15 protein-coding genes are annotated in these 23,009 nt (G+C 64.2%); 5 read left to right on the top strand and 10 right to left on the bottom strand.

Features of this window, described 5'->3' with window-relative positions:
* Position 1 precedes the first annotated feature (1 nt).
* Positions 2-1,357, bottom strand: coding sequence for an ABC transporter substrate-binding protein (locus IB279_RS33620; protein WP_162250982.1), 1,356 nt, complete (start codon positions 1,355-1,357; stop codon positions 2-4).
* Positions 1,358-1,869: 512 nt separating this feature from the next.
* Here IB279_RS33620 and IB279_RS33615 point away from each other — a divergent pair.
* A complete protein-coding gene (locus IB279_RS33615; RefSeq protein WP_060519951.1) occupies positions 1,870-3,684 on the top strand; it encodes an ABC transporter ATP-binding protein in 1,815 nt (604 codons plus the stop codon).
* A gap of 54 nt (positions 3,685-3,738) precedes the next feature.
* On the opposite strand, the gene IB279_RS33610 is transcribed toward IB279_RS33615, so the two are convergent.
* The 4 genes from IB279_RS33610 to IB279_RS33595 form a co-directional block, all read right to left on the bottom strand.
* Entirely contained in the window at positions 3,739-4,953 is a 1,215-nt protein-coding gene (locus IB279_RS33610; RefSeq protein WP_113189445.1) for a TIGR03862 family flavoprotein, read from the bottom strand.
* 80 nt (positions 4,954-5,033) lie between these two features.
* Positions 5,034-6,107: an amino acid ABC transporter permease gene (locus tag IB279_RS33605; protein ID WP_034790167.1), complete on the bottom strand. Its 1,074-nt coding sequence runs from the start codon at positions 6,105-6,107 to the stop codon at positions 5,034-5,036.
* The gene (locus IB279_RS33600) at positions 6,104-7,240 is read right to left on the bottom strand and encodes an amino acid ABC transporter permease (protein ID WP_246802222.1); all 1,137 of its coding nucleotides are present in this window, start codon (positions 7,238-7,240) and stop codon (positions 6,104-6,106) included. The genes IB279_RS33605 and IB279_RS33600 overlap by 4 nt, the downstream gene beginning before the upstream one ends.
* 74 nt (positions 7,241-7,314) lie before the next feature.
* Positions 7,315-8,358, bottom strand: a complete 1,044-nt coding sequence (locus IB279_RS33595) for an amino acid ABC transporter substrate-binding protein (RefSeq protein ID WP_113189443.1) — start codon at positions 8,356-8,358, stop codon at positions 7,315-7,317.
* A 392-nt stretch (positions 8,359-8,750) separates the two neighbouring features.
* On the opposite strand from IB279_RS33595, the gene IB279_RS33590 reads away from it, so the two are divergent.
* On the top strand, positions 8,751-9,815 hold the full coding sequence (locus IB279_RS33590; RefSeq protein WP_192340637.1) for a DUF930 domain-containing protein: 1,065 nt from the start codon (positions 8,751-8,753) through the stop codon (positions 9,813-9,815).
* 200 nt (positions 9,816-10,015) lie between these two features.
* Here the strand turns inward: IB279_RS33590 and IB279_RS33585 are convergent, their stop codons facing one another.
* Positions 10,016-11,218, bottom strand: a complete 1,203-nt coding sequence (locus IB279_RS33585; RefSeq protein WP_112983751.1) for an MFS transporter — start codon at positions 11,216-11,218, stop codon at positions 10,016-10,018.
* A gap of 108 nt (positions 11,219-11,326) precedes the next feature.
* Here IB279_RS33585 and IB279_RS33580 point away from each other — a divergent pair, with 108 nt between their 5' ends.
* Complete coding sequence (locus IB279_RS33580; protein WP_060585756.1) at positions 11,327-12,265, top strand: AraC family transcriptional regulator; 939 nt, start codon at positions 11,327-11,329, stop codon at positions 12,263-12,265.
* Between the two features lie 21 nt (positions 12,266-12,286).
* Here IB279_RS33580 and IB279_RS33575 read toward each other — a convergent pair whose 3' ends face one another.
* The 4 genes from IB279_RS33575 to IB279_RS33560 all read right to left on the bottom strand — a co-directional run bounded on the left by IB279_RS33575 (position 12,287) and on the right by IB279_RS33560 (position 20,722).
* Entirely contained in the window at positions 12,287-15,085 is a 2,799-nt protein-coding gene (locus IB279_RS33575) for an autotransporter domain-containing protein (RefSeq protein WP_192340635.1), read from the bottom strand.
* A gap of 309 nt (positions 15,086-15,394) precedes the next feature.
* Entirely contained in the window at positions 15,395-16,960 is a 1,566-nt protein-coding gene (adiC, locus tag IB279_RS33570; RefSeq protein WP_060519942.1) for an arginine/agmatine antiporter, read from the bottom strand.
* Between the two features lie 22 nt (positions 16,961-16,982).
* Positions 16,983-19,283: an Orn/Lys/Arg decarboxylase N-terminal domain-containing protein gene (locus IB279_RS33565; RefSeq protein ID WP_090299172.1), complete on the bottom strand. Its 2,301-nt coding sequence runs from the start codon at positions 19,281-19,283 to the stop codon at positions 16,983-16,985.
* A gap of 56 nt (positions 19,284-19,339) precedes the next feature.
* Entirely contained in the window at positions 19,340-20,722 is a 1,383-nt protein-coding gene (locus IB279_RS33560) for an amino acid permease (RefSeq protein WP_234824512.1), read from the bottom strand.
* 288 nt (positions 20,723-21,010) lie between these two features.
* On the opposite strand from IB279_RS33560, the gene IB279_RS33555 reads away from it, so the two are divergent.
* Together IB279_RS33555 and IB279_RS33550 are read left to right on the top strand one after the other, a co-directional pair.
* On the top strand, positions 21,011-22,069 hold the full coding sequence (locus tag IB279_RS33555) for a P1 family peptidase (RefSeq protein ID WP_060585760.1): 1,059 nt from the start codon (positions 21,011-21,013) through the stop codon (positions 22,067-22,069).
* Positions 22,070-22,140: 71 nt separating this feature from the next.
* Complete coding sequence (locus tag IB279_RS33550) at positions 22,141-23,001, top strand: D-amino-acid transaminase (RefSeq protein WP_090299175.1); 861 nt, start codon at positions 22,141-22,143, stop codon at positions 22,999-23,001.
* Positions 23,002-23,009: the final 8 nt, after the last annotated feature.

The following is a 23,009-nucleotide window of genomic DNA, read 5'->3' as shown; positions in this document are numbered from 1 at the left end:
GTCACTGCCGCCACGGATGGAGATTGACGGGACCGCCAGATCGCGCCGCCGAGGACAGCAGCTGCTCCGCCTCGTTGAGGTTCTGTTCGATCAGTGCGCGCAGGCGGCTCGCGAGTTCTGCGTGGGCAGGGGAGCGGGCGACGCCGCGGGGCCATTCGCCTTGCAGGGCCTCAGCAACATTGGCGACTTCGCTTGCCGAAAGCGGAGGCTGACCCAACAGCCGCCGCGCCCGAGCCAGCATGCTCAGCCGTTGCGCGTCTTCGATGTTCATCGCCTCCAGATCCGCGGCCCTCTTCCACAGGCGGGCAAGGGTTGCCCGGCGGCGCACGATATAGTCGTCGAAAATCAGATTGACGAGGCCATATCTGCGCGCCGACAGGGCGGCGTCGAAGCCGCCGGATTTCAGCAGGCGCTCGCCGTCTTCCTGCGGCAGCAGGCCGCTGTTGAGCGCCGGATTGACGGGAATACGGGCGATTGCCGGCGACAGCAGCAGTTTCTGGCCAGCCTCCGAAAGCACGAAATCGACGAAGCGTTCGGCTCCCGGCACGTTGCGCGCCCGGGACAGAATGCCGATGCTTGCCGGCACGAACACGGTGTCGGGCGGCAGGACGAAGACATTGCCGGCGCCGGCGAAATCCGGCGAGGTGGCGAGGAAATCGATGGTGATGCCGATGCTGAAGCGCCGCTGCGCCACGCCCGAAGCAACCCCGAAGCTGCGGGCGGTAACCGTTGAGAGATTGCCGCCGAGCTGCGACAGCATCGCCCAGCCTTTCTCCCAGCCGTAGGTTTGCAGCAAGGCTTCGACGATCAGGTGCGTCGTGCCCGAGCGGGAGGGCGTGGTGATGCCGATCTGGCCGGAATAGACGGGGTTCAGCAGATCCTGCCAGTCCTCCGGCACGGGCAGTTTGCTCCGGGCGAGATGGGCGGGATTGTAGACGAAGCCGTAGCCCGACAGTGCGAAGCCCAGATAGTAGCCCTGTGGGTCGTTCACGGGATAACCGAAGACATGATCCGGTGCGCCGGTGTTGCGTGGCGCGATCGGGCGCAGGCTTCCGTTGCGTTTCAAGAGCTCAAAGGCATCGGCCGCCGAGGCCCAGAAGATGTCGGCCGGCACGTCCGCCTTCTCAATGACGAAGCGGCTGGCGCTCGCGGTGTTGCGCTGCACGATCGTCACGCGCATGTCGGCATTGGCGCGTTCGAAAGCGGCGCGAAAGGGCTCGAAGAAGGAGGGCGGGTAGGAGGTGACCACCACGAGTTCCTGCTTCTCGACAGCACGCGCGGGCCCTGCAAACGCCATGAAGCCAAGGGTGATCAGCGGCAGCAGTGCCGCGACGATATCGAACCGGAACCTTGTCAATTCACTCCCACCGCGCATCGCCATCCGGTCATTGCCGGTGCCGGTTGCCGCGAACCCTCCCCAAGATGCCGCCGTTTCGTGCATGCACGGTCGGCGATCGCGGCGTACTCTGCTACGAAGAGCCCACCGCCGTAAACCCCGGGAGGCATGTCGGAGACTGTTGCAAACAGGTCGCAGCCGCGACGATTGGCGCCATGGCAAGATTTCTGCACTTGGCGGTTGCGCGCGATTCGCCTATAGGTCGTCTTCCGGCAACCAATCAGGGAGGTTTCAAAAGATGCCAGCTTTTTCTTTCTCCCTACGGGGCGGCGTGCAGTCTTGAACTGGGCCGGGAAGGGCATTTTCGCCTTTTCGTCGTTTCCAGGTCGGATTTCGTTTCGCTGACCTTGGCCCTTCCTCTCCGGAGGATTCGGTCACTCCAATGATGCCGCATCGGAAGCTGGGTTCCTTTTAACGGCATATTCCATTCTGATCTTGTTTGAGGCCGATGCGTCGCGCATCGGGCGATTGTTATGGCTTTTACTCGTATTGACCTGCGCGGCGGTGCGTTCCGCAGCGTTCTTGGATTCACCTGGTCTCACTGGAAAGCGCAGCCGCTGCGCATCAGCGTCATTCTCGGCATGGTTCTCTTGTCGACGCTCGCTGACGTCCTGACGCCGCTCTATTCGGGCCGGCTCGTCGATGCCGTCGTTTCCGGTGTGGCGACCGATCAGCTTGCCTGGGATGCGGCGCTTGCCGCCTTCTGGATGCTGATGGCGCTGTCGCTCGGCGCGATCATTCTCAGGCACCTCACCTTCCTGGGGGTCACCGATCTGACCCTCAAGATGATGACCGACATCGCGTCGGCTGCCTTCTACCGCATCCAGCGCTTCTCGACCGACTGGCATGCCAACAGCTTTGCCGGATCGACGGTTCGCAAGGTGACCCGCGGCATGTGGGCGCTCGATCTCTTGAACGACACCTTGCTCGTCGCCCTGTTTCCGTCCGTCGTGATGCTGGTCGGATCGACAATCCTGATGTCGTTCTACTGGCCGATGATGGGCGTCATCATCGGGATCGGGTCGATCGTCTTCATCCTGATGACGATCGTGCTGTCGCTTGGTTACGTCGCGCCGATGGCAAGCCTTGCCAACCGGTGGGACACCAAGCTCGGCGGGGCGCTCGCCGATGCCGTGAGCTGCAACATCGTCGTCAAGGGTTTTGGCGGCGAAAGCCGCGAGGACGCACGCCTTGCCAAGGTGCTCGCCAAATGGCGTGACCGTACGCGCCGCACCTGGATCCGCGGCACGACCAACGGCACGTCGCAGGGCGCCATGCTGCTCATCCTGCGCGCGGCGGTGATCGGCTTTGCGCTGTTCCTCTGGTCGAAAGGCCAGGCGACGGCCGGCGACATCACCTTCGTGCTTACCTCGTTCTTCATCCTGCAGGGTTATCTGCGTGAAGTCGGGCAGCACATCCGCAACCTGCAGCGCTCGATCAACGACATGGAAGAGCTTGTCGACATCCATGGCCAGTCGCTCGGCATCGACGACAAGGCGGATGCCAAGCCGATCCGCATCACCGACGGCCGCATCGAGTTCAAGGATGTGACGTTCCACTACGGTGCGCACCGCAAGCCGCTCTACGACCGCTTCTCGGTGACGATCCGGGAGGGCGAACGCGTCGGTCTTGTCGGGCACTCAGGTTCGGGCAAGACGACCTTCGTCAAGCTGATCCAGCGTCTGCATGACCTGAAGGCCGGCGAGATCCGGATCGATGGTCAGGACATCGCATCGGTGACGCAGACGTCGCTGCGCCAGCAGATCGCGATCGTCCAGCAGGAGCCGATCCTGTTCCATCGCTCTCTGTCGGAGAACATCGCCTATGCGCGGCCGGACGCCACGCAGAGCGAGATCGAGAAGGCGGCAAGGCTTGCGAGCGCCCACGACTTCATCACGGCTCTGCCGAAAGGCTACGGCACGCTGGTGGGCGAACGCGGGGTCAAGCTCTCGGGCGGCGAGCGCCAGCGCATCGCCATTGCCCGCGCGTTCCTCGCGGACGCGCCGATCCTGATCCTCGACGAGGCGACATCGAGCCTCGATTCGGAATCGGAAGTGCTGATCCAGCAGGCGATGGAGCGGCTGATGCTTGGGCGCACGACGCTCGTCATCGCGCACCGGCTCTCCACGGTGCGGGCGCTCGACCGGCTGCTGGTCTTCGACCACGGCCGGATTGCCGAGGAGGGCACGCACGACGCGCTGATCCGCCTCGACGGTGGCATCTACCGCGGTCTCTTCGAGCGCCAGGCGCTGGAGCTGACCAAGGGGTTGGTGCTGAACGACCAGTAAGGCTTTGACGCCACCTGAAACCATCGCCGCGCCTGCCAAAGGCGCGGCGATCTTTTATGCTGGCCGGTTAAGCCAACGATCGAGCCCGCGAGCCGCCGCACGCCCTGTGGCAAAGCAGGCGGTCAGCAGATAGCCCCCGGTCGGCGCTTCCCAATCGATCATTTCGCCGGCGACGAAGGTGCCGGGCAGCGCTCTTAACATGTATTCGTGATCGATCGCGGACCAGGCGATGCCGCCGGCGGAGGAGATGGCCTCGGCGATCGGGCGTGGGCGGATGAGCGGGATTGGCAACGCCTTGATCAAGGCCGCAAGTTCTGGAGGCGGCAAGCGCGCGGCATCAGGCGAAACCTCACGCAGCAGCGCCGCTTTCACCCCTTCGAGCCCGGCCCCCTTGCGCAAGCGGTTGGAAAAGCTGGTCTTGGTGTCGAAGCGGCCAAGGTCTTTTGCCAATTTCCCGACGGTACGTCCCGGGGTGAGGTCGACCACCAGGTCGGCCGGTTCCCCGCCGGACAGTCGATCCCGAAGCGCGCTCGTGTGCGCATAGACGAGACTGCCTTCGATGCCGGTCCTGCTGACGACGAATTCGCCCGGGACGGTGCCGGCTTCCGACGTTGCGGTGACGCCCTTCAGCGCGGCGCCGGCGAAGCGATCGCGGAAGGTCTCGCTCCAGTCGACGTCGAAGCCGCAATTGGCGGGCTGGAATTTGGCGACAGACACGCCCCTCTGTTCCAGCCAGGAAACCCAGGCGGCATCCGACCCGAGACGCGGATAGCTGGCGCCGCCGAGCGCGAGCAGAGTCGCATCTGCGCTGACAAGCGTCTTGCCGTCCGGGGTATCGAACGCGGGTGCTTTGCCTTCAAACCCAGTCCAGTGGTGCCGCGTCAGGATGCGAACGCCTCGGCTTTCCAGCGACTTGAGCCAGGCGCGCAGCAGCGGCGACGCCTTCATCACCTCCGGGAAGACACGGCCCGAGGAGCCGACGAAGGTCCTGGTTCCGAGGTCTGCCGCCCATTGCCTGATGTCATCGGGCGTGAAGGCGTCCAGCGCCGCACGCAATCGCGGCGAGGCATTACCGAAGCGCTCCGCAAAGGCCGTATAGGGCTCCGAATGGGTGATGTTCAGGCCCGACTTGCCGGCCAGCAGAAATTTGCGCGCGACCGTCGGCATGCTGTCATAGACGGTGACCGCGTGGCCGCGCTCGGACAGCACCTCGGCGGCCATCAAGCCGCTCGGTCCGCCGCCAATGACGGCGATGTTCTTTTGTCCCATGCGCTTTGCCCGGTCACAGATTTCGCTTCGGCGCACTCTTGGCCCGGCGGCGCGTGGCACGCAACCCCCGTCAGATGCCGCTATCGGCGATGGGCGCCGTTGAGCTTCTTCTCCAGCCACAGGCTGTAGCGCGAACCGGAAAAGCAGATGGCGAAATAGACCAATGCCGCGAAGATATAGGCCTCGCTGTAAAAGCCGAGCCAGGCGGGATCGGTGGCCGAGGTCTTGGCGGCATTGAGCAGATCGTAGATGCCGATGACCGCAAGCAGCGAGGTGTTGAGCACGATGCCGATCGACAGGTTGACGATGGCCGGGATGACGGCTCGCAGCGCCTGCGGCAGCACCACCAGCCGGAGCATTTGGATCCGGCTGAGGCCAAGCGACAGCGCCGCCTCCTTCTGACCCGCCGGGATCACCTGCAATCCGGCGCGGATGATCTCGGCGAGGTAGGCCGAGAAGAACAGGGTGACGCCGATCTGCGCCCGAAGCAGCTTGTCGATGGCCGCGCCGCTCGGTAGCGCCATCGGCACGATCAGCATGGCGACATAGAGCACGGCGATCATCGGCACTCCGCGCAGCACTTCGATGAAGGCAATGGCCAGGGAGCGCACGAGCCCCATGTCCGACTGGCGGGCAAGCGCCAGCAGCAGCGCGATCGGAAAGGCGAAGGCAAGGCCAGCGATCGAGACTGTGAGCGTGATCGGCAGCCCGCCCCAATGATTGGTCGAGACCGGTTCCAAGCCCGACGTCCCCGCCATCAGCAGCCAGATGCCGACGAGCGCCAGCAACCAGACCGGCACCAGGCGGAAGCTCCAGAAACGGGGAATGGCGGAGACGGTCAGGAGCGCAGCAATGAGAGCGATCACCAGCGCCGGGCGCCATTGCAGCGGCGGCGGGAAGAAGGCGAAGAGCATGAAACGAAACTTGGCGCCGACAAACGCCCAGCAGGCGCCCGCCGTTTCCGTGGCGCAATCGGCCGCGGTGCCGGTCCAGACGGCATCGATGACGGCCCAGCGGACAAAGGGAAGTGCAATCCAGAGGATTGCGGCGAGCGTCGCCAGCGTGACGAGGCCATTGGCCCAACCGTTGAAGAGGCCTTCACGCCAGCGGTGCCAGTCGGGCGCGACCGGCGGCGCAAGTTCGATCTGGCTCATCGTTTTCCTTCTCCGCGCAGAACGACGCGCCGGTTGTAGAGGTTCATGAGGGCCGAAACCGCAAGACTGATCGTCAGGTAGACGGCGCCGATGATGATGATCGCTTCTAGAGCCTGACCGGTGGTGTTGGCCGTCGTGTTGGCGACGCTGACGAGATCGGGGTAACCAATTGCGACCGCGAGGCTCGAATTCTTGGTCAGATCGAGAAAGCTCGAAATCATCAGCGGCGTGATCACCCGAAGCGCCTGCGGCAGTACGACGAGGCGCATGATCTGCGCGGGCTTCAGCCCGAGTGCGCGAGCGGCTTCCCATTGACCCGACGCCACCGACTGGATGCCGCTGCGCACGATCTCGGAAATCGAAGCGGAGGCATTGACGACGAGGCCGATCAGCAGCGCGGCGAATTCCGGGGTCAGCGATAGGCCGCCGCGAATGTTGAAGCCGCCCTTGGCAGGCACTTCGACCGATGCGCTGAAGCCGAGGGATACGAGAGCGAAATAGAAGATTGCCAACGCGCCGAGTACGGTGCCGGCGGTTTTCGGCAGATAGAACGTCGCGCCCGCCAGCAGGCGTCTGGAAATGACGAGTGCCGCGAAGACGGTCAGGAGCACCGCGGGCAGCCATACGGAGGCCGGCAGACCGTCGACCGAAAGCGAGGGCAGAAAGACGCCGCGATTGCTGAGGTAGACGCTGCCCAGAAACGTATAGGCGCCGCGCGGCGGCGGAAGCGCGCGGATGGTCGCACTCCAGAGAAACAGTTGCAGCAACAAAGGCGTGTTGCGCAGAAGCTCGACATAGCCATGGGCGAAGGTCGCTAGCAGCAGATTGCCGGACAGCCTGAAGATGCCGAGTGCGACACCGAGCACGGTTGCAAGCAGACATCCGACGAGCGCGACCTTAACGGTATTGGCGATGCCGGCGGCAAGCGCCCGGGCGTAGCTGTCGCCGGCCGAGTAAGGAAGAACGCTTTCGCCGATCTCGAAATTGGCCTGATGGGAGAGGAAGGCAAAGCCCGGCGTCAGTCCCATGCGGTGCATGCTCTCGGCGGTGTTCTGGCCGAGAAAGGCAAAGAGCAGCAGCACGCCGACAAAGAGCAGGCCTTGTTGCAAAGGCAGCGGCCCGATCCAGGACATGAGGCGCGAGACGGGTCCGGGCCCCGAAGGGCCCGGTTGGAGTTGGCGTGTCATGGGAAGGACCATGAACCGGCTCAACGGAACGGCGGCGAATAGAGCAGGCCGCCGGCCGTCCAGGGCTGGTTGTAGCCGCGCTCGAAGTTGAGCGGCGTGCCCTTGCCGACGTTGCGCTCGAAGATCTCGCCGTAGTTGCCGACGGTCTTGACGATGTTGTAGGCGAATTTCGGATCGAGGCCGATCGCTTCGCCGAGCGACGGATCGACGCCGAGGAAGCGCTTGATCGCCGGATCCTCGCTCGCAAGGAACGTGTCGACGTTCTCCTTGGTGATGCCAAACTCTTCGGCCTGGATCGTCGCGTAAACGGTCCAGTTGACGATTTCGAGCCACTGGTCGTCACCGGCGCGGATCGCCGGCGCCAAGGGCTCCTTCGACAGGCGCTCGGGCAGAAGCACGTAATCGTCGGGCTTGGAAAGCTGCGTGCGCTTGGCCGCAAGGTCGGTCGCGTCCTGGGTCAGGGCGTCGACGCGGCCCGAGTCGAGTGCCTTCAGGAACTCGCCGGTTTCCTCGATCGTGACCGGCGTGAAAGCCTTGCCGGTCTTGCGGAAGAAGTCGGCGATGTTGAGTTCGCCGGTCGTGCCGCTCTGGACGCCGATCGTCGCGCCGTCGAGTTCCTCGCCCTTGGCTACGCCAAGGTCCTTGCGCACCAGCAGTCCCTGGCCGTCGTAGAAGACGACGGGGCCGAAATGGAAGCCGAGCTTGAAGGCGCGGCTCACCGTCTGGGTGACGCCGGACAACAGGATGTCGAACTCGCCCGATTGCAGCGCCGGCAGACGCTGCTGCGGCGACGAGTTGGTGAACTCGACCTTCTCGGCATCGTTGAAGACGGTGATGGCGATGGCGCGGCCGAAATCGACGAAGAAGCCCTGCCAGCGGCCGTTGCTGTCGGGTGAGAAGAAGCCCGGCGTGGTGCCGACGCCGACCTTGATGACGCCGCGCGCCTTGATCTTGTCGAGCGTTTCGCCGGCAAGCGCCGAGGTGGCGATGAGGCCCGCCGCCAGCGCTGCCGTCGCGGCAAAGGCTTTTGTGAAAAGTTTTCGGTGAGTGGAAGTTTGCTGCATGAGGGTCCCCAAAGCCAAAAGAATGTCATTGCGCCACCGGGCGAAGCCGTTCGGGCGTACGTAAAAATTAAATCTATAGAAATTATATAATAGGTATTTTTGTGCGAAATTGGCGCGTGGCCCGAAACAGATTTCGCCGCCTCGTTTTTGCCGGGAACGTTTTTGACAAGAAGCCAGCGGTTGATGGCGGCGACCCCCGAAGGCGTTAATTTCATTCGCCCACGATCGATGGCCCGCAAGCTGCAGCGCGAACCTCCGGCTGCATATGCAGGCCTATGCCTCTTGTTGAGATCGGCGGAAGCTCCTAGGTTCCGCCCGTCGATTGGTTTATCTCCTTGGCGATGCAGCTTTTTGCGGGAAATTGGCGGGAACGGATGGGATGGGGCGCGCCGGTGTCGGTCGCCCTGCACCTCGTCGTAGCCCTTTTTCTTTTGTACGACCTGCCCTTCGAGCTGCCGACGCCGCCGAAGGAGCAGACCGTCAACGTCGAGCTCGTTCCGCCGCCAGCAGAGGCGAAGGAGCCGAAGAAGGCCGAGCAGAAACAGGCAGAGCAGAAGAAGGCGGGGCCGAAAAAGGGCGAAGAGAAGAAGGCTGAACAGCCAAAGCCGCAGCCCAAACCCAAGCCCCAGCCGAAGGCAGACCCGAAGCCGCAACCCAAGCCGGCGCAGCAACTGCCGCAATCCTTCGCCTCGGCCATGGCCAAGACCAAGCAGGACAACAAGGAGGCAGAGCTTCCGCCGGCTGCGCGCGAGACGGAGAAAAAGACGGAGGCGTCCGACCCGGCAAAGGCGGTGGATGACAAGGCAAAGCCGGCGGATAAGCCGGCAACCGTGTCCTCGACCGAGAAAAAAGAACCGGTCAAGGAACCGAAACCCCCGTCAACGCTTGCCGTGCCTGCGAGAGCCACTGACAGCGCCACACAGAAGGCGGATGAAAAGGCAGCGGCGACGGTGGCAGAAGCCAAGCCTGAAGCAAAAGAAACGCCTGACGCCAAGCCGCAGACGGTCAAATCGGAAGACGGGACGGCAAAGGCAAAGCCGGCCGATGCTGCGGCAAAGGTCGAACTCAAGCCCGTTCCAAGCAAATTGACGAAAGCAAAAGAACTTTATTCTGCAAAGTCGATTGCCGATCCGCGGGTGAAACAGGCCCTGATCAACCTGCCGGTCAAGAGGCGGATCCTGCAACTGTGCAATCTCGAGGCGCTGGAGCAGATCCGCAGCCAGCGGCCGGATACCCCGCCCGAAGGACTCGTGCCCTTCGGGCCGCGGGGTGGCTTTATCGCCAAAAACCGTATGGACGCCAGCGGTGGGGCCTACCAGAACAAATCGAACTGGTACGACGTCGACTTCAATTGCGTCGTCAATGAAGATGCGACCGAAGTGACCTCCTTCAGCATTGCCATCGGTGGCGAAGTGCCGAAAGCTGCCTGGAAGGAGCGGCGGCTTCCGGGGAATTGATCCTTCCGACACGGATGGGGGCATGTCGTTGTCCTGACCAAACCCCATCCCGCAACAGCGCCCCACTGCGTGCAGCGCCTGTTGCCAGACGTCACGGATCGCCGCGCTGCACCTAGAACATTCTTGCCTGCCGGACTCTTCCGAGTCCGGCAGGCGCGAGTGCGAGTTGCCACTCTCGCACCAAGCTGGCGCGGATGTTGTTACTCCGCCGGTTGAAGAGCCCGCTCGCGATAGACCGAAACCAGTGAGGTGCCGAGCATCGCGGCAACCGCCGCAAAGAGGAAGACGCCGGCCGGGCCCTGCAGTTCGACAAGGAGGCCGCCGAGGATCGCCCCGGTGGAAATGGCGATCTGGAAAGTGGTGAGCGTCGCCGCTCCAGCACCTTCGGCCTCATCACCGGCCGCACGGCTCAAGAACGACTGGACGCTGACCGGCAGGGCGCCGAAGGCGAAGCCCCAGGCGGCGGTCGCGACGATGGCGACGGTCGGCAGCGCGCCCGCCAGGGCCAGGACCAGCGTGGTGGCAGCGACGCCGGCGGCCGCCGACATCATCGAGAGCCGCGTGCTGCGTTCGGCGAGGAAGCCGCCGGCAATGTTACCGAAGAAGCCACCGATGCCGAAGGCGAGCAGGATCGCGGTTATCGCCTCGACGCCGAACTGCGGCACCTGTTCAAGGAACGGGCGGACATAGGTGAAGCCGGCAAAGTGACCGGTGACGACCAAGAGGATGGTCGCAAGGCCGAGCCGGATGGCCGGGCGTTTCAGGACGTTGAGGATCGTGTCGAGGCCGGTCGTCCCGACCGGCGGAAGCCGCGGAACCGTCAAAGCCTGGACGATGAAGGTGACGATCCCGACGGCGGCAGCAAGCAGGAAGGCGTAGCGCCACCCGAGCGTCGCGCCGATCCAGGCGCCGACAGGCGCGGCGCAGACGGTGGCGATCGACACGCCCGACATGATGATCGCCATCGCCCGCGGCATCAGCCGGCCAGGAACCAGCCGCATGGCAAGCGCCAGCGACAGCGCCCAGAAACCGCCAAGGCCGATGCCGAGGAGGAAACGGGCGGCAAGCAGCATCGGCAGGCTGGTTGCAAAGCCGGCGATCAGGCTTGAAACGATGAGAAGGGCGGTCAAGGTGAGAAGAACGTTCCGCCGGTCAAAGCGGCCGGTGTAAACGACGATCGCCGGGCCGGCGATGGCCGCGACCACGGCCGTCGTGGTGACCGACTGGCCGGCGGCGCCGACGGTGACGCCGAGATCGGCGGACATCGGCGTCAGCAGGCTTGCCGGCAGAAACTCTGCCGTGACCAGGCCGAAGACCCCGAGCGACAGGGAAACGACCGCCGCCCAAAGCGGCTTGTCCCGTTCATCCGCCTGTCCCGTGGGCTTGGCGACAATACCATCCATAATTTTCATCTCCATTGCATGTGGTGATGAAAATATGCATGGCCAATTGGAGTTTCTATGCTAGAAAATCCAAAACACTGTGCCGTTTGTCCAAAGGTGAGATGTAAGATGAGCGATGCGCTGACCGAGATCCTGCGCGGCCTCAGGCTCGACGGTGTCGAATATGGGCGCTGCCAGCCCTGTGCGCCATGGGCGACCGCCTATCCCGAGCAGGAACCGGCACGATTTCATTTTCTCGCCTCCGGTTCCGCCCATCTGCAATCGCCTGACGGGTCGTGGATGGAGTTGACGCCTGGAGATGCCGTGCTGTTGCCGCGGGGCGACGCACATGTGCTTGCGAGCAAGCCCGGCCTGCCGACGATCTCGATCCGCGACCTGCCGAAACGGCAGCTTTGCGACGGGATCGTCGACGTGCAATGCCCAAACTCGGACAGCCAGAACCTTCTGTTTTTCGCGGTGATGCAATTCAACGTCGACCGCCTGCATCCGCTCTTGCAGCTGATGCCGTCGGTCATGCGTACCAGCGACCTTGCCAAGAGCGAGCCGTCGATCCCGTCGCTTCTCGATACCATGACGCGGGAGGCTGCGATGCAGCGCGTCGGTGCGGGTGGCATCCTGGCACGGCTTGCCGACGTGTTGACGGCCACGATCATCCGCGCCTGGGTGGAGCATGGCTGCGGCACGTCGACCGGCTGGCTGGCGGCCGTACGTCACCCGGAGGTCGGCCGCGTGCTTGCCGCCATTCACCTCGATCCGACCAAGGACTGGACCGTACCGGAACTGGCCAAGCTCATGGGTGCGTCGCGCTCCGGTTTCGCCCAGCGGTTCGCCGATACGGTCGGCGAGACGCCGGCCCGTTACGTGGCGCGCATGCGTATGCACCAGGCGCATCAGTGGCTGCGCGAGGGCAAACGCGTCGCCCATGTCGCAAACCGCCTCGGCTACGATTCGGAAGCGTCGTTCAGCCGCGCCTTCCGCAAGATCATGGGCGCGCCGCCAAGCCATTCGCGCAGCCTGACGATGTCAGCGGATCAGCTGGCATCGTGATCCGCTTTCGGTCGCGAACCCTCAGAACTTGACGTTGAGATCGGCCCGGACCCCGTGTTCCCGCGCCGTCGAGGCGATCTGCCCCTGGTAGGAAACGCCGAGCGTCGATGCCGGTGTCAGCGCGAAATCGATACCGGCCTCGAGAATGACGCTATCCCGCGCGATCGGGGCACCGGCGACCGAGAAGGCCTCGCTGCCGGAGAACGCCTGGGCGAGAGCAGGGGTAACGTCGCCATAGGCATGCCGCCAGCCGATGAGACCGCGCGCCGTTGCCTTTGCCGCGCCGAGTTCGAAATCGGCTGACGCGCGAAGCCCTGATGTGGTGAAGGCCATGTCGCTGGAACCGCCATGGACGGAGAGCGCTGCCGCACCGCCCTTCTCCTTGAACCCATTGGTGTGCACGTTGACATAGGCGAGGTTGGCGAAGGGCTCGAACGCGAAATCGCCGGCCCTGAAATCATATCCGAGTTCGCCAAACACCTGCGTGGTGCCGGCGCGGTAATCCGCAGTCAGGCTGTCGACGAGCGCTGGCGAAACGACGAGCCGGCTGCTGTCGATCTCGCTAAAGGTGTAGGCAAGGCCGGATCGGAACGACAAACCGCCCCAGGTCCCACCGCCATAGACCCCGAGGTGGTAGTTGTCGCTCGAGGCCCGCGAGCGGCGGTCGTCGACCTTGAAGCTGGAATGGCTGTAGCCGCCGAGGAAGCCGAGCCGCCAGTCGCTACCGATGTCGCCATCGAGACCGGCGACGAAGCCGCCTATGGACCGCGACAGGTCGGCTGCATTGCCGTCGCCGTCGGTATCCCCCCAGGACCCGAACGCCGAGCCCCACGCGCCCATGGTTTCTGGCGAAGAAATCGATGCCGTGGTGATCTCGTCGGTGTTAACGATCGGCCGCGCCGTGGCGCCGACAGTTTCAAAGGCTGCACGCAGCCGGTCGTTCATCCGGTTGCCGATGAGCTGGCTGTTTTCGATGAGGCCCGTGACGGTCGAGCTGTGAACGTCGCCCGGCAGCTGTCCGAAGAGGTCGGCTGCGGTTTGTCCGTCGAGGGTGACGGCGAGATCGTGGAGCGTCCCGCCGATACCGAGCCGCTCGACGGCAAAGGCAGCCGCGGCGGCGTTGCGGGTCTCGGCAAAGTCCGCGAAGGCAACGCCGTTGCGGGCGACGTCGAGGTAGACCGCGCTCGGCTCGTAGGCGAGCGAGAGGTCGAGGAAGGCGTAGCAGCCGCAGTCGTCCTCGAACCGCCCGGTCACGCCGCCGACCGCGGAGAGAATGGTGTGGCGGCCGTCGCCCTTGTAATTTTCGGGCCGGACCCTGACGTCGACTGCACGGGCGATTTCGGCCGTGCCGGTGACGTCGAGCCGGCTCGTGCCATCGGGTGCGTCGAGATTGACGAGGAACCAGCCGTCGCCCGACTGGCGATAGTTGCCGGCCACGGTCAGCGTGCCGCCCCTGCGGCCCCAGCCCGGATTGACGGCGCCGTTGTTGTCGACATTGCCGTAGATGGTACCGTTGCCGGAGAGTATGCCGTTTCCGTCAGCAAAGGTCTCGGAGGCAATGCTGCCGGCAATCGCCAGGAAGCCACCATCGACGCGTGTGGAGCCGTGATAGGTGCTGTCACCGGCCAAGATCAATATGCCGTCGCCCGACTTGATCAGCCCTCCCGCGCCGGTGATGTTATTGGACCATGCGCTTTCGCCGTCCTCGATCACGGCGTGGAAATCACCCCAGTCGAACTTGCCCGGACCTCGCACTGCCCGCCCGGCGTTGACCATGCCATAGCCAAACACGGGATCGACGCCCCGGTCGCCATAGTCGATGGCCGTTCCCAACAGGACTTGGCGGACCTGGTCCATCGTCATGTACGGGAATGCCTGCGCGACCAGCGCGGCCGTTCCGGCCACGAACGGTGCAGCCAGGGATGTGCCGTTTTCCCTGCTGTATCCTCCACCGGGGACGGCGACCATGATGTTGTCCTGAGGATTGGCCGAGACCCATTCGCCTCTTTCCGGGTCCCAGCGCGTGGCGTCGTCTCCACCAGGTGCGGCAAGACACCAATTTAATGCAACGCCACACCTGTTCGACCAATCGGGCATGTGTGTAGGACTGGTCGCCACCACGGCGAGCCAGCCCTGTTCCAGCTCCGGGAAAAGATAGGGGAGACCCGCATCGATGGACGGCTGTGCCGCGCCGTCGTTCATCGCTGCGAAGACGAGAAGTGCACCACGCGAAACCGCGTAGCGATAGGCGGACAGATTGTTTGAGAGCGTCGCTTCGGCCCGGTCGGCCGTCATTTCTGTAATGAAGCCGTCGCCATAACTGTTGTTGATGATCTTCACGCCGCGGTCGACGAGTGTACGGATTCCGTAGTTGGCGGCAGCATTGTTGATGTAGCCCGGTATGTCGGATGCCCCTGCCTGAACGATGGTCACGCGCGGGGCAACACCGTGCATGCCGACCCCATCGCGATTGGCGGCGATGACCGAGGCGACCGTTGTGCCGTGACCCTCCCCTACGAACGTCCAAGGCTTCTCCGGATCATAGGTGATACCCTCTACATAGCGTCCGGCAAACTCCGGGTGGGTAATGTCGAGGCCGCTGTCGACCACGCCGACCTTGATGCCGCTGCCGTCGTAGCCCAGCATGTAGGCATATTCAGCGTGGATAGTTGCCAGTCCCCACTGGGCGTTGAACTCTGGTGTACGCCACGTTGCCGGATCGCCGGGGTCGCCCGCATCCTGTGCGAACCCGGAGGATGACAGCGCGGTCGACACGACGAGCGTGGCGATGTGAGCGGCGGTTCGGCGGTTCTTTTGCAAGGCAGTTCCCCAATGCCCGGCATCGCGGCGCATCCGTGGCGCAGGGTATTGAAGAAAAACGGAAATTCACAAGGCGGGCGCGCGAAAGCTAGTCGCGCACGCTGCTTTGGAAAATACGGCAGGTGACGTATTTCGTCGCCCGAAACCGATATTTGTGTTGGTGGATCGCGGCAGGCAACAGGCGGTTCGTCGAAGAAGCCGCGGCGACAGCGATGAGGGCACCTGAAACACGCGCGGCCGAGGTCGCGCGTTCTCGACGACATCGATGCAAGAAGGGGCGGTGGCTGCATCCACCACCCCTCCTTTTGGCTATTGCGCCGGCTGGCTCTCGGCCGGAAGCACGGCCGCCGGCGAACCGGCCGCGGGCTGGACGGTGCTTTCGACAGGCGGAACCGGCGAGCGGGTGCGCAGCGTTTCGGCGCGGTGACGGCCGACCGAGACCCAGAAGAGCGCGACGAGCGCGGCAATGGTCACGGTGACGGTAACGTAGCGGATCCAGGTCGGGGCGTGCCCACCCGGATCGATGTGCTTCTCGTCGATCTCGCGCTTGCGGGTGATCGCGGCCGAATAGAACACGATCGTCGAGATCACGAAGATCAGCGACCAGCGCGTCTGCTCGCCGTCGGAGCCGATGAGCGCCACCAGGCTGTAGATCGCCGCCGCAAGGCCGATGATGACGTACCAATTATAGGTGCTTGCCGGCATCTTCTTGTAGCCGAGCACCTTGATGGAGATCGCCGAGTAGATATAGGGCAGCAGCGTCATGATCACTGCGATCGAGGCGATCTTGCCGAACTGCTCGCTGGCGGTCGGCGACATCGTGGCGAAGACCTGCACGGTCATGATGACGGCGACGATCGCAAGGCCGGCCGAGGGCACGCCCTTGGAATTGACCTTGGCGAAGATCGAGCCGAAGAGGCCGTCGTCGGCCGCAGCTTTCGCGGTCTGCCCGACGAGCAGCGTCCAGCCGGCAAGCGAGCCGAGGCAACCGAGTGCTGCGCAGATGGCGACCACCGCACCCGCGGTATCGCCGAGCGCCAACCGCGCGGCGTCTGCGAAAGGTGCCGAAGACGCGATCAGCTCCTTGTTCGGGATCATGCCCATGATCACCGTCGAAGACAGGATATAGGCGACGGCGGCGAGGATGACGCCGCCGACGGTGGCGATCGGGACGTTGCGCTGCGGGTCGCGAACGACTCCGGCCGAAACTGACGCGCTTTCCACCCCGATGAAGGCCCAGAGGGTGAAGTTGAGCGTCGCCATGATCGCCGCCCAGCTGTCCTTGCCCGACACGTTCCAGCCTTCGGAGAAGGTCGCCGGCGAGAACCAGAACCAGCCGAAGATCGCCATGCCGAGGATCGGCACCAGCGCGAAGGAGGTGGTGAAGGATTGCAGCCGTCCGACAACGTTCGGGCCGAGGATGTTGGCGTAGGTGAAGAACCAGATCAGCGCCACCTGCGCCAGCGCCGAGACCAGCGGGTCGCGCAACATCGGGAAGAAGGCCGTGAGGTAGCCGAGACCGGCGACCGCAAGGCCGACGTTACCAACCACATTGGCGAGCCAGTAGATCAGGTTGGTCTGGTAACCCATGTAGTCGCCGAAGGCCTTGCGCGTGTAGGCGTAAGGCCCGCCGGCGGCGGGATCGATCGCCGCGAGCTTGGCGAAGGTCAGCGCCAGCGCGATCGCGCCGGCAATGGTGATCAGCCATCCGAAGACGGCGATGGACCCGACCGCGGCGAGGTTCGCCGGCAGCATGAAGACGCCCGAGCCCATCATGTTGCCCGCGACCATCAGGGTCGCGGGCACGAGGCCGATCTTGGCGGATTCCGCGACGCCCGCGGATGTGGTTTTGGAAGCCGTATCGACAGCAGCCATTGTTCTCGCTCCTGAAGCCGGGTCAGCGGGTCAACACATAGACGCGATAGAGGCCGTCCTCGACCTCCACCCCGTGCGTGTCATGGGTGAAGCCCGGGAACCGGAGATCATAGGCCTCCAGCGCCTTGAGGTAGCCGAGGACTGGACCATCGGCGGGCCCAGCGTTTTCGCCCGGCATTAGAAGCGGGATGCCGGGCGGATAGGGCACGACGCCCGTTGCGACCGTGCGGCCGGCCAGATGGTCGAGCGTCACCTGTTCCACCTCGCCGCGCACCAGCCGCTCGTAGGCGCGCACCGGGCTCAGGTCCGGATGTGGCAGGACAGAGAAGCCGGCGGCCATGGAGGCGGTGGTCTTCAGTTGGTCCATCGCCTGGAACATTGTGTCGGCGAGATCCTTGAGACCCATGCCGGCGTAGCGTTCCGGGTGGTCCTCGATCAGCGACGGGATGGCCACTTCGAGCGTGAGGTTGGCGTCGTAGTCGCGCTTGAAGTCGCAAAGCGCGCTGACAAGCGAGCCCCATTTGCCCTTGGTGATGCCGAGCGAGAAGAGGAAGAGGATGGTGAAGTCGGTCGTCTTCTCGACAACGATGCCGCGGGCATCGAGATAGGCGGTGACGAGGCTTGCGGGTATGCCGACCGGCATCAGCCCGCCGCCGGGCGCAACACCCGGTGTGACGATCGAGACCTTGATCGGATCGAGCATGCAATAGCCGTCCTCGATCTCGCCGAAGCCGTGCCACGCTGCCCCGGGCTTCAGCACCCAGCAGGACGGATCGGTCGCGAGGGATTCCGGCGAGGCTTCATGGAAGGGGCTTGTGCGGCCGGTTTTCGGGTCGCGCACCGTATCCGGTTGCCAGCAATCGAAGAACCAGTCGCCGCGCTCTGCCGCGTCGTTGGCCAGCCGCGACATCATCAGGCGGAACGCCACGGCTTCCTCGATCGACTCGTTGGTGAGCGCCGCGCCGCCGGGCCCGTCCATCATCGCCGCCGAGACGTCGTTCGAGGCAATGATCGCGTAGTTCGGCGAGGTCGAGGCGTGCATCATGAACGTCTCGTTGAAAATGCCATGCGGGATCGGCTTGCGGCCGTCGCGTACGTGAATGAAGGACGCCTGAGAAAGGGCCGCCAGCAGCTTGTGCGTCGACTGGGTGGCAAATACCGTCGGCTTGTCGGCCGTATGCGCCTTCGGATCACCGTGCATTGCGTGGCGGTCGCGATAGATCGGGTTGAAGCGGGCGTAGCCGTACCAGGCCTCGTCGAAATGCAGGCGGTCGACGCTGGCGCCGAGCAGTTCCTCGACGCGGGTTACGTTGTAGCAAAGACCGTCATAGGTCGAGTTGGTGATGATGGCGTGCTTTGGCTCCTTGTCCGAAAGGTCCGCGGCAAGCGGGTTCTGGTCGATCGCCTTGCGGATCGCGACCGCGGTCAGCCGTTCCGGCGGGATCGGCCCGATGATGCCGTAGTGGTTCCGGGTCGGCACCATATAGGTCGGCACGGCGCCCGACATGGTCATCGCGTGTTCGGCCGACTTATGGCAATTGCGGTCGCACAGCGCGATCTGGTCGCGGCTGACGCTCGCCATCAGAATGACGCGGTTGGAGGTCGAGGAGCCGTTGGTGACGTGGTAGCTGCGGTGCGAGCCGAAGACGCGGGCAGCGTATTTTTCACTGGCGCCGATCGGGCCGGAATGGTCGAGCAGAGATCCGAGTTCACCGACCGAGATCGAGAGATCCGAGCGCAGCAGCGGTTCGCCGAAGAACTCGAAGAAGGCGCGGCCGGGCGGCGACTTCAGGAAACCCGTGCCGCCGGTGTGTCCGGGCGTGTGCCAGGAGTATTCGTGCACCTGGGAGAACTGGGCGAGCGCCTTGAACATCGGCGGCAGCACGGTCGAACGATAGCGCTCGATTGCCGCCTGGATACGGCCGCCGACGAAGTCCATCGTGTCTTCGAGCATCCAGACAAAATCGTCGACCTTCGCCATGATATCGGCCGGAACCGACGAGGCGACGCTGCGGTCGGCGAGCAGCAGCAGCGGAACGGTGCCGTTGCGCTTGCGCAGCGCCTCGACGACGCCGATCGATTGTTCGTGGCCGTCCGACCCGAGATCCCAGTCGACCAATACGCATTGGAGAGCGGGGTCCGACCGGATCACCGCAATACCGTCATCGGCGCTTTCTGCGGTCACCACCTCGATCTGGCGGCGCTCCAGTTCCGCGATCAGCGACCGGACGGCGCGGCCGGCCGCACTTTCCTCGCTGATCTCGTCGTCAAGAACGAGTGCTTTCATGCCGAGACGGCGGTGACCCCTGTTTAACGTACTCATATCCAATCCTCTCTCTAGTTCGGTGCTAGGTGCAGGTGGGGGTATTCTTTTTGACGTCAGCCAGTGGACGGCTCCTTCCTTTCGACTGACAGGTAGACGGGCAGTGCCACGAGCAGCAGCAGCAGGCACCAGAGGCCCGCCTGAGGTCCGCTGCCGTAGACCGTCCAAAGCGAAAAGATGAAAGCGACCAGGGCATAGGGCTTGTAGGGGCCAAGGCGGAAGCCGCCCCATTCCTCGTCGCGCGGACGTGTGAGTGCCAGGAACAGCGCGCCCTCGACGAGGCTGCAGAAGACGTAAGGCACCATGGCTGCGGTGGTCGAAAGGTCGACGGCGAACCTATAGACGGCCATCAGTCCCGACACGCCCGAGGTCTGCAGAACGAGAAGGGCCGAAGCAAGCAGCATCGAGAGGACGATACCCCACTGCGGCACGCCACGGCTGGAAAGGCGCCCGAAAACTGGAGGGAACAGCCCATCGCGGGCCGCTGCCATCGGCACCTGAGCCATCAGCAGCGTCCAGCCGTTGAGCGCGCCGATCGACGAAAGAACGACGGCGGCCGCAACCAGCGTGCTCCCCCACCAGCCCCACATCATGAAGGCCGCATCGGAGAAGGGAGCGGCGGAACGCGTAAGCGTTTCGCGCGGGACCGTGCCCATGACCACGAGCGTGCCTAGGATGAAGATGAGGCCGCAGCAGAGCGTGCCGAGCACGGTCGCCCGCGGGATCGTGCGTTTCGGATCGTCGACATCGCCGGCCGGAACGGTGGCAGACTCGATGCCGAGAAAGGCGAACATCGTCAACGGTGCGGTCGCGGAGATCAGACCGAGCATGGACAGCCCGCTCGGGTTGATGGGTGTCAGGTTCTGCGGCTCGATCCAGAAGAGGCCGAGAAGCGCAATCGCGATGAAGGGAAGGAGTTTCAATCCGACGGTCACGATCTGGAAACGCCCGGCGCTCCTTACGCCGAACATGTTGATGGCGGCAACCAGCCACATGGCGGCGAGCGAAACCGCCGTGAAGCCGCCCGGCATATGCTGAAGGTTCGGGACGAACACGCCGAGATAACCGGTGAAGGCCATGGCGATCGCCGGCAGCGACGCCCAGATCGAGATCCAGTAGGCCCAGGCGACCAGAAAGCCGGCAAACGGACCGAAAGCCATGCGACTGTAGGCGTAGGGGCCGCCGGTCGCGGGCCTGACGCCTGCGAGCCGCGCAAACACAAGGCCGAGGCACATGGCGGCAACCGCCATGCAGACCCAGCCGACGAGGGCTGCGGCGCCGTAGGGCGCGAGTGCGGCGGGAGAGAGATAGAAGCCGGAGCCGATGATGTTGCCGACGACGAGCGCGGAGCAAGCCCAGATGCCGAGGCTCGGCCGTGTCGCCATTTCGGGCGTCGTCTGCTGAGACCTGCCTGAGGTTGCATCAAGCGGCTTCGTCATGGATGGGAGGCTCCCTTGCCAAAGACGAGGCGAACTTATGAACTGTTTCTTATGGTTGCAACTGCTTTATTTCACTCGACTATCAGTCGCCGCGCTGATCCATGGGCCCATGCGGAAAAGTCGCATTCGGCTCATAGCTCCACGACCGACCGCGAAGGGCGGCGTTGCAGGCTTCTCATGAAACTATTCCATTTTTGCGATGCCGTTTTGCCGCCGATACAGGTAGGGTCGCCTGCGACGAAATGACTGCTTCGCGACCGCGGCGATGGGTGAGGAAAACGGCGAAAAATGACAAATATCAAGCGTTTACGGCTTCGCGACATCGGTTTCCGCCCGGGTGCTTACGAACCCGGACCGCTCAATGCGATCACCGATGTGATGGGTGTCGCGGTGGGCCATGCCACCGTTGTCGAGGCCGACTGCATCCGCACCGGCGCCACCGCCATACTGCCTCATGACGGCAACCTCTTTCAGGACAAGGTGCCGGCCGGCTTCGCTGTGCTCAACGGCTTCGGCAAGTTTGCGGGCTCCACCCAGGTAGAGGAGCTCGGCGAGCTGGAAACGCCCGTCGTTCTCACCAACACGCTGGCGACGGGACGCGCCATCGAGGTCGTCAATCGCTGGACGCTGGCGCAGCCGGGCAACGAGAAGGTCGTGTCGCTGAACGCGGTCGTCGGCGAGACTAACGACTCCCGCCTCAACGATATCCGCGCCGGTCGCCCGACGATCGACGAGATCGGCGCTGCCCTTGCCGCCGCGAAGACCGGTGCCGTCGAGGAGGGGGCTGTCGGTGCCGGAACCGGCACGGTGGCCTTCGGGCTGAAGGGCGGCATCGGTACGAGCTCGCGACTTGTGAAGGCGGCAGGCGAGGTCTTTACGCTCGGCGTGCTCGTCCAATCCAATTATGGCGGCCGGCTCACCGTCTGCGGTCGTGCCTATGAGGCGCCGGCGGCACACGACCGCGACGGTTCGATCGTCATCGTGATCGCGACCGATGCGCCGCTCTCTTCCCGCAACCTCAAGCGTCTGGCCGAACGCGCCTTCGGCGGCCTGGCCCGCACCGGCGCCGCGCTCAGCAATGGTTCCGGCGATTATGCGCTCGCCTTCTCGACGGCTGCCGCCGTTCGTCGCACCAAGGCGCGCCGGGCCGCGATTGCCGACTATCCCGATCTTCCAAACGACCTAATATCGCCGCTCTTCGAAGCGGCCATCGAGGCGACGGAGGAGGCCATCCTCAATTCGCTGACCATGGCCCGCACGACGCATGGTTTCAATGCCGCGAACGGCAAGCCGAGCACGGTCGAGGCGATCTCGCTCGAACGGCTTCGCGCGCTCAGCGAACACTGATTTGTGCCCCTGGATCGCGTTCGGTGTTGCGGTCCATGCGCCTCTGCCAAACCAATTTTTACGGAGCCTACATGTCCCAGCCGTCCATCCGCACCGTCTATCTCAACGGCGAGTTTTTGCCCGAGAACGAGGCGCGCCTCTCGATCTTCGATCGCGGCTTCCTCTTCGGTGATGGCATCTACGAGGTCACCGCCGTGCTTGAGGGCAGGCTGATCGACAGCGCATCGCATATGGCGCGCCTGGAGCGCTGCGCGCGTGAAATCGATGTGCCTTTGCCGGTATCGACCGACGAGATCGTCGCGATCGAAAAGCGGCTGATCGAAGAGAACGGCCTTGTCGAAGGCATGGTCTATCTGCAGCTCACCCGGGGCGCCGAGGACCGGAACTTTCTGTTCTCCGAGGATATCAAGCCGACGCTGGTGCTCTTCACCCAGGCAAAGACGCTGGTGACGGCCACCACCAAGGGGCTGTCGGTCAAGACCGTGCCCGACCAGCGCTGGGCGCGCCGCGACATCAAGAGCGTGTGCCTGCTGCCGCAGGTGATCGCGAAGCGCATCGCCAAGGCTGAAGGCTGCGATGAGGCGTGGATGATCGAGGACGGGTTCGTGACGGAAGGTGCTTCCTCCACCGCCTACATCGTCACGGCGGACAACCGCATCGTCACGCGCGGCAACAGCCACAAGACGCTGCCCGGCTGCACCCGGCTCGCCGCTCTCGCGCTCGCCGCCGAACAGGGAATGACGCTGGAAGAACGCCCCTTCACGCTCGAAGAGGCGCTCAACGCCCGCGAAGCGTGCCTCACCAGCGCTTCGAACTTCGTTGCGCCGATCACCCGCATCGACGGCAAGCCTGTCGGTAGCGGTGAACCGGGCCCGGTGGTCAAGCGCCTGCGCGAACTCTATCTGGAACGTGCACGGCAGACGGCGATCTAGCTCGCCCG

This window comes from Ensifer sp. ENS06 (assembly GCF_014852205.1).
GTDB lineage: Bacteria > Pseudomonadota > Alphaproteobacteria > Rhizobiales > Rhizobiaceae > Ensifer > Ensifer adhaerens.
Note: the sequence above shows the minus strand (reverse complement) of the source record. Positions and strands in the feature narration are given on the sequence as shown.

Bases quoted from the DNA above. Each gene is read 5' to 3' on its own strand.
- IB279_RS33615 (WP_060519951.1), top strand. From the start codon at position 1,870: ATGGCTTTTACTCGTATTGACCTGCGCGGCGGTGCGTTCCGCAGCGTT.
- IB279_RS33610 (WP_113189445.1), bottom strand. From the start codon at position 4,953: ATGGGACAAAAGAACATCGCCGTCATTGGCGGCGGACCGAGCGGCTTG.
- IB279_RS33605 (WP_034790167.1), bottom strand. From the start codon at position 6,107: ATGAGCCAGATCGAACTTGCGCCGCCGGTCGCGCCCGACTGGCACCGC.
- IB279_RS33600 (WP_246802222.1), bottom strand. From the start codon at position 7,240: ATGTCCTGGATCGGGCCGCTGCCTTTGCAACAAGGCCTGCTCTTTGTC.
- IB279_RS33595 (WP_113189443.1), bottom strand. From the start codon at position 8,358: ATGCAGCAAACTTCCACTCACCGAAAACTTTTCACAAAAGCCTTTGCC.
- IB279_RS33585 (WP_112983751.1), bottom strand. From the start codon at position 11,218: ATGGATGGTATTGTCGCCAAGCCCACGGGACAGGCGGATGAACGGGAC.
- IB279_RS33580 (WP_060585756.1), top strand. From the start codon at position 11,327: ATGAGCGATGCGCTGACCGAGATCCTGCGCGGCCTCAGGCTCGACGGT.
- adiC (WP_060519942.1), bottom strand. From the start codon at position 16,960: ATGGCTGCTGTCGATACGGCTTCCAAAACCACATCCGCGGGCGTCGCG.
- IB279_RS33565 (WP_090299172.1), bottom strand. From the start codon at position 19,283: ATGAGTACGTTAAACAGGGGTCACCGCCGTCTCGGCATGAAAGCACTC.
- IB279_RS33560 (WP_234824512.1), bottom strand. From the start codon at position 20,722: ATGACGAAGCCGCTTGATGCAACCTCAGGCAGGTCTCAGCAGACGACG.
- IB279_RS33555 (WP_060585760.1), top strand. From the start codon at position 21,011: ATGACAAATATCAAGCGTTTACGGCTTCGCGACATCGGTTTCCGCCCG.
- IB279_RS33550 (WP_090299175.1), top strand. From the start codon at position 22,141: ATGTCCCAGCCGTCCATCCGCACCGTCTATCTCAACGGCGAGTTTTTG.